This window comes from uncultured Amnibacterium sp. (assembly GCF_964245895.1).
In the GTDB taxonomy this organism is placed as follows: Bacteria; Actinomycetota; Actinomycetes; order Actinomycetales; family Microbacteriaceae; genus Amnibacterium.
This window is the reverse complement of the sequence record NZ_CAXTOQ010000269.1, coordinates 1-2,002: the sequence shown is the minus strand read 5'-3', so window position 1 is coordinate 2,002 and position 2,002 is coordinate 1. Positions and strand designations below refer to the sequence as shown.

Here is a 2,002-nt window from a genome sequence, read left to right as displayed (position 1 = left end):
CGCTCGTCGAGCGCGAGCGCCCCGACGTCGTGCTGATGGACGTGCGGATGCCCGTGATGGACGGGGTGACCGCGACGAAGCGGATCCTCGAGACCGCCGCGGCGGCCGGCGAGACCGGCCCGCGGATCATCGTGCTCACCACCTTCGACCTGGACGCGGACGCCGCCTCCGCGATCCGTGCGGGTGCGAGCGGCTTCGTGCTGAAGGACGCCGACCCCGACTTCCTGATCGCCGCGATCCGCACCGTGCACGCCGGCACCGCCGTCGTCGCCGCCTCCGCGACCCGGGCGCTGCTCGAGCGGTTCGAGCCCGCCGAGCGGCACGCGCCCCCTCCGCAGTTCGGCACCCTGACCCAGCGCGAGCGCGAGGTCTTCGCGCTCGCGGCGAAGGGGCTGTCGAACTCGGAGATCGCGCGCACGGAGTACGTCTCCGAGGCGACGGTGAAGACGCACATCAGCAACGTGCTGACGAAGCTGTTGCTGCGCGACCGGGTGCAGCTGGTGGTCTTCGCCTACGAGAACGACCTCGTCGGCCGCTGACCCCGAGGTTCGCGGTTCCGCAGTTCTCGCCCGACGCGCCGCGCCGCCGCGCGTCGCTCCGGCGTGTCGTCGAGGAACTGCGGAACGGCGATCTCCGCCGAGCGGAGGAGGACGCCTCCCTCGCCCGCCCGATCCGCGAGGAGGGTCCCGCTTCCTACCGTCGGAGGCATGACCACAGCACCGCCCTCCGTCCCGCGGACCGCCCTCGACACGGTCGCGCGGGTGCACCGGGTCGCCAAGCACTACGGCGCCGGCGACGCCACCGTCCACGCTCTGCGCGGCGTCGACCTCGCGGTCCGCCGCGGCGAGCTCGTCGCGATCATGGGGCCGTCCGGCAGCGGCAAGTCGACGCTGATGCACCTGCTCGCGGGCCTCGACTCCCCGACCAGCGGCGAGGTGTGGCTCGGCGACCGCGAGATCGGCGGCCTCGACGACACCGCGCTGACGCTGCTGCGGCGGGAGCGGGTCGGCTTCGTGTTCCAGGCGTTCAACCTCGTGCCGACGCTCGACGTGATGGCGAACGTGCTGCTGCCGTTCGAGCTGGGCGGCGCGCGTCCCACCCGCGAGGAGCGGGCGTTCATCGGCCGCCTGCTCGGCGAGCTCGGGCTCGCGGATCGCCTCGCCCATCGTCCGCGGGAGCTGTCCGGCGGCCAGCAGCAGCGCGTCGCGATCGCCCGGGCCCTCGCCTCCCGCCCGCAGCTGGTCGTCGCCGACGAGCCCACCGGCAACCTCGACTCCCGCACCGGGCGGGAGGTGCTCGCGATCCTCGCCGCCGCGGCCGCCGGTCACGGCCAGGCGATCGCGATGGTCACCCACGACCCGATCGCCGCCGCGTACGCCGACCGCATCGTGTTCCTCGCCGACGGCCGCGTCGTCGCGGAGGAGGGCCGCATGGACGCCGAGCGGATCGCCCGCTTCATGCTGACGCTCGAGGGCGACCGATGATCCCCACCCGCACGGCCGTCCCGCCGCTTCGCGACGCGCCGGAACCGGCGCGCGGGGGGCCAGCCGCCACGTCCGAGCACGGCCCCGGCGTGCTCGTCGCCGCCCTCTCCTCCGCGTTCGGGGTGGCGCTGCTGCAGGGCACCGCGCTGCTCGACGCGGCCGCGGAGGCGGACCCGGTGACCGGCGGCAGCGACACCGTGGGCGTGCTGCTGCAGATCACCTCCGTCGTCTTCATCGGCATCGCGATGTACTCGGGCGCCGTCGTCACGACGAACACGGTCTCCGTGATCGTCGCCGGTCGGGTGCGGCAGATCGCGCTCCGGCGGCTGCTGGGCTCGACGGCTCGCGCCGAGCGCGGCGCCGTCGCCCGGGAGGGTCTGGTCGTCGGGCTGATCGGCGCCGCCGTCGGGGTCGTCGTCGGCAGCGGGGCGGTGGCGGGCATCGCCGCGGCCGCGACCTCGCTCGGGGTGCTCGCCCGCTTCGACCACTCGTACCTGCAGCCGCAGGTCCTGCTGCCG

General features: G+C 74.8%; 3 protein-coding genes. All 3 read left to right on the top strand.

Features of this window, described 5'->3' with window-relative positions; translation table 11 throughout:
* On the top strand, nucleotides 1-539 hold a 539-nt coding region (locus tag ACFE60_RS18890), incomplete at its 5' end, for a LuxR C-terminal-related transcriptional regulator (RefSeq protein WP_375390388.1).
* 168 nt (nucleotides 540-707) lie between these two features.
* Nucleotides 708-1,484, top strand: coding sequence for an ABC transporter ATP-binding protein (locus ACFE60_RS18885; RefSeq protein WP_375390387.1), 777 nt, complete (start codon nucleotides 708-710; stop codon nucleotides 1,482-1,484).
* 89 nt (nucleotides 1,485-1,573) lie between these two features.
* Nucleotides 1,574-2,002: FtsX-like permease family protein (locus tag ACFE60_RS18880; protein ID WP_375390386.1), on the top strand; the 429-nt coding region annotated here is incomplete at its 3' end.